At 65.8% G+C, this 3,515-nt stretch carries 4 protein-coding genes; all 4 read right to left on the bottom strand.

The genetic code is table 11. From position 1 onward, the window contains the following. On the bottom strand, window positions 1–1,145 hold a 1,145-nt coding region (dctA, locus tag ACTHLF_RS15865; RefSeq protein ID WP_440328461.1), incomplete at its 3' end, for a C4-dicarboxylate transporter DctA. Window positions 1,146–1,156: 11 nt separating this feature from the next. Continuing rightward, window positions 1,157–2,038 (bottom strand): amidohydrolase family protein, encoded by an 882-nt coding sequence (locus ACTHLF_RS15870; protein WP_440328463.1) that lies wholly within the window; start codon window positions 2,036–2,038, stop codon window positions 1,157–1,159. Next, the gene (locus tag ACTHLF_RS15875; RefSeq protein WP_440328465.1) at window positions 2,031–2,723 is read right to left on the bottom strand and encodes a 4-carboxy-4-hydroxy-2-oxoadipate aldolase/oxaloacetate decarboxylase; all 693 of its coding nucleotides are present in this window, start codon (window positions 2,721–2,723) and stop codon (window positions 2,031–2,033) included. The genes ACTHLF_RS15870 and ACTHLF_RS15875 overlap by 8 nt, the downstream gene beginning before the upstream one ends. Further along, window positions 2,720–3,442, bottom strand: coding sequence for a PIG-L deacetylase family protein (locus ACTHLF_RS15880; protein ID WP_440328467.1), 723 nt, complete (start codon window positions 3,440–3,442; stop codon window positions 2,720–2,722). The genes ACTHLF_RS15875 and ACTHLF_RS15880 overlap by 4 nt, the downstream gene beginning before the upstream one ends. Between the last annotated feature and the right edge of the window lie 73 nt (window positions 3,443–3,515).

Raw genomic sequence — 3,515 nt, forward strand, 5'->3', positions numbered from 1 at the left:
AGCACCATGCCGGCCACCGGCACCACGGGAACGACGCGGAGGGTTGAGGCGAGCATAACGAGCGCGGCGCCGGCGACGCCGGAGGCACCCTTCGAGGTCAGCATGCCGACGATGGCGACGGTGACCTGCTGCTCGAGGGTCAGGTCGACGTTGAGGGCCTGGGCAATGAAGAGGATCGCCATGGTCAGGTAGATGTTGGTGCCATCGAGGTTGAACGAGTAGCCCGTCGGCACGACGAGACCGACGGTCTCCTTCGGGCAGCCAGCCTCCTCCATCTTGCGCATCAGTGGCGCCAGCACGACCTCGGATGAGGAGGTGCCAAGGACGATCAGGAGCTCATCCTTGATGTACCCGCAGAAGCGAATGATGCTGAAACCGCATAAGCGACCGACGATGCCCAGGATCAGCACGACGAAGATGATGCAGACGAGGTAGAAGCTGCCGATCAGCTCCATCAGCGGCACGAGCGCGACCACCCCGTACTTGCCGATCGTGAACGCGATCGCGCCGAACGCGCCGATCGACGACACCGCGGTGATGTAGTGGACGATCTTGAAGAACACCTGTGCGCCGGCTTCGATCACGTCGTAGACCGGCTTGCCGCGCTCGCCGACCGACGCCAGGGCGCAGCCGAAAAGGACGGAGATCAGCAGGATCGACAGCACGTCACCCTTGGCGAACGCGTTGACGAACGTCGTGGGAATGATGCTGAGCAGGAAGTCGATCGACTCGATGTTGTGGCCCTGCGCCACGAACGACGCGACCTCATTGGACTTCAGCGTTGACGGGTCGACGTTGAAGCCCGTGCCCGGGTGGAAGATGTGCCCGGCGACAAGGCCGAAGAACAGCGCGATGGTCGAGATGATCTCGAAGTACAGCAGTGCCTTTCCACCGACGCGGCCGACCTTGCGCATGTCGCGCATGCCGGCGATGCCGGTGACGACCGTACAGAAGATGATCGGCCCGATCACCATCCGGATCAGTGCGATGAACGCGTCGCCGAACGGCTTCATCGCCACGGCATAGCGTGGCGAGAGGTAACCGAGGATGACGCCGAGGACCACCGCCACCAGCACCTGCACATAGAGCTGGCGATAGAACGGCTTGCGCGGGCGCGCTGGCGGGAGGGCGGTGGTATCGGGCATGGTCACGCTCGTCAGGTGAAGTCGTAGAGGCGGGCGGGGTTATCCACGAGCAGGCGGTGGCGCAGCGCCTCGTCGGGGCAGAATCGGAACATCAGGTCGACGAGGCCGCCGTCGTTCGGCATATCCTTGGAGATATTGGGATGGGGGAAGTCCGTACCCCAGAGCACGCGATCCGGCGCGGCCTCGATCAGGGCCTGGGCGAACGGGATCGCATCATCGAACGGACGCTTGCCAACCGAGACGCGCTCGGCACCACAGACCTTCACCCACGCGAGCGGATTATCGCGCATCAGCGCCAGCAGCAGGCGGAACGGTTCCTGTTCAACACCCTTCGCGGCCTGCACGCGGCCCATGTGGTCGATGATGAAGGGCACGCGGATCTTCGCCAGGACGTCCTGGAGTTCCACGATATCCTGCGCATCCAGGTGCAGCACGACGTGCCAGCCCATCTCGGCCACGCGATCCAGCACACGCCAGAACACCTGCATGTCCGGGCGGCCGCCGAGATGCTGCACGAAGTTGAAGCGCACGGCACGCACGCCGCCATCGTTCAGGGCAACCAGGCCCTTCTCGTCGATGCCGTCGTCGACGATGGCGACGCCTTTGTAGCGGCCGTTACTGCGGGCGATCGCGTCTAGCATCGCCGTGTTGTCGGTGCCGTGGCAGCTCGCCTGCACGATCACGCCACGGTCGAAGCCGAGGAAATCATGCAGGGCCACGAGGTGCTCGTACGGTGCATCCGGCGGCGTGTAGCTGCGGTCGGGTGCATAGGGGAAGCGATCCGCCGGGCCGAAGACGTGGCAGTGTGCGTCGCACGATAGCGGGGGCATCGCCTGCAACGGTTTCGTCGGGTTCGGGTCCGGCGGCAGGCAGCTCTTGAGCGGGTTATTCATTCGGCAGGTCGTCCACATAGCGCAGGCCGGCTTCCGCCAGGCGCGGGCGCATATCGTAAATATCCAGGCCAAGCTCACCCGCCGCAAGGCGTTCGCGCTTGGCTTCTTCGTTGAGCACGCGCTTGCGCGAGGCAGCGATGGCGGCGTCCACCGAGGCATGCGGCACCACCACGATGCCGTCATCGTCGGCGACGATCGCATCACCGGCCTTCACCAGTTGGCCGCCGATCACCACCGGCACGTTCACCGAGCCGAGCGTGGCCTTGACGGTGCCGCGCGCGTGCACGGCCTTCGCCCACACGGGGAAGCCCATGCGGCGCAATTCAGCGCTGTCGCGCACACCGGCATCGATCACGAGCCCGGCGACGCCACGCGCCATGAGCGAGGTCGCCAACAGGTCGCCGAACATGCCGTCGGTGTTCTCGGTGGTACAGGCCACGACCAGCACATCGCCGGGGCGGCACTGCTCGACGGCCACGTGCAGCATCCAGTTATCGCCCGGCTGGGCCAGCACCGTGACCGCGGAACCTGCGATGGCGCGGTCCTGCTGGATCGGCTGGATCGGCGGCAGGAACAAACCCGTACGGCCCTGCGCCTCGTGCACGGTGGCGACGCCCATGGAGGCCAGCGTCTCCGCCTGGTCGGGCGTGATCGAGGGCCGGTTGCGGACGACGACGCCGATCATGCGAGCGTGCCCTGGGTGACATGCGGGAACACACGCTGGAAGGCTTCGGCGTACTTGATCTTGAAATCGGAGTTACGCGTCGCCTGCGCGCCACGCTGCAGGCCAACCCGGGTGTAGTACTCCCACAGGTGCTCCTGCGCGCGCATGGTTTCGAACGCGGCCTGCTTCTTCTCCCACACCGACGAGATATCGAGGAACAGCTCCGGCTTCCACTCGCACTGCTCCGGCTGGTGCGGTTCGAACAGGTAAACCGGCGGGGCACCGATCACCGGCACCTCCGGGTCGTGTCCGTGGGCCTGCGCGACCACGCGCGCTTCCTGGGCGACGTGCGTGGCAAGCGGATGATCGAAGTTGTACGGATCTTTCAGCGAATGGCTGAGCACGAATGACGGGCGCAGCTCGCGGTAGATCTTCGCCAGGTGGAAGACGACATCCAGGTCGGCGCGCATCGGGTAGTCGCCGATATCCAAGAACTCGACGCTGGCGCCGAGGATGCCGGCGGCTTCCTCGGCCTCGGCGCGCCGGTCCGTCTTCACCTTCGCCATGGTCATGCCCGGCTGGCGCCAGAGCTTGGCGGATTCACCGCGCTCGCCGAACGAAAGGCAGACGATGTGCACCTTCCAGCCCTGCGCGGCGTGCAGCGCGATCGCACCGCCCGCGCGCCAGACGAAGTCGGCGGAATGGGCGCTGACGACCAGCGCGGTCTTGTTCTCGGACATGGGGATCTCCGTGGGGAATGTTCAGCCGGCGGGGCCGGACCAGATCGAAGGGGAAACCGGCACCGTGCCGCGC

The sequence above is a fragment of the Luteibacter sp. genome (genome assembly GCF_051958795.1).
Taxonomy (GTDB): domain Bacteria; phylum Pseudomonadota; class Gammaproteobacteria; order Xanthomonadales; family Rhodanobacteraceae; genus Luteibacter.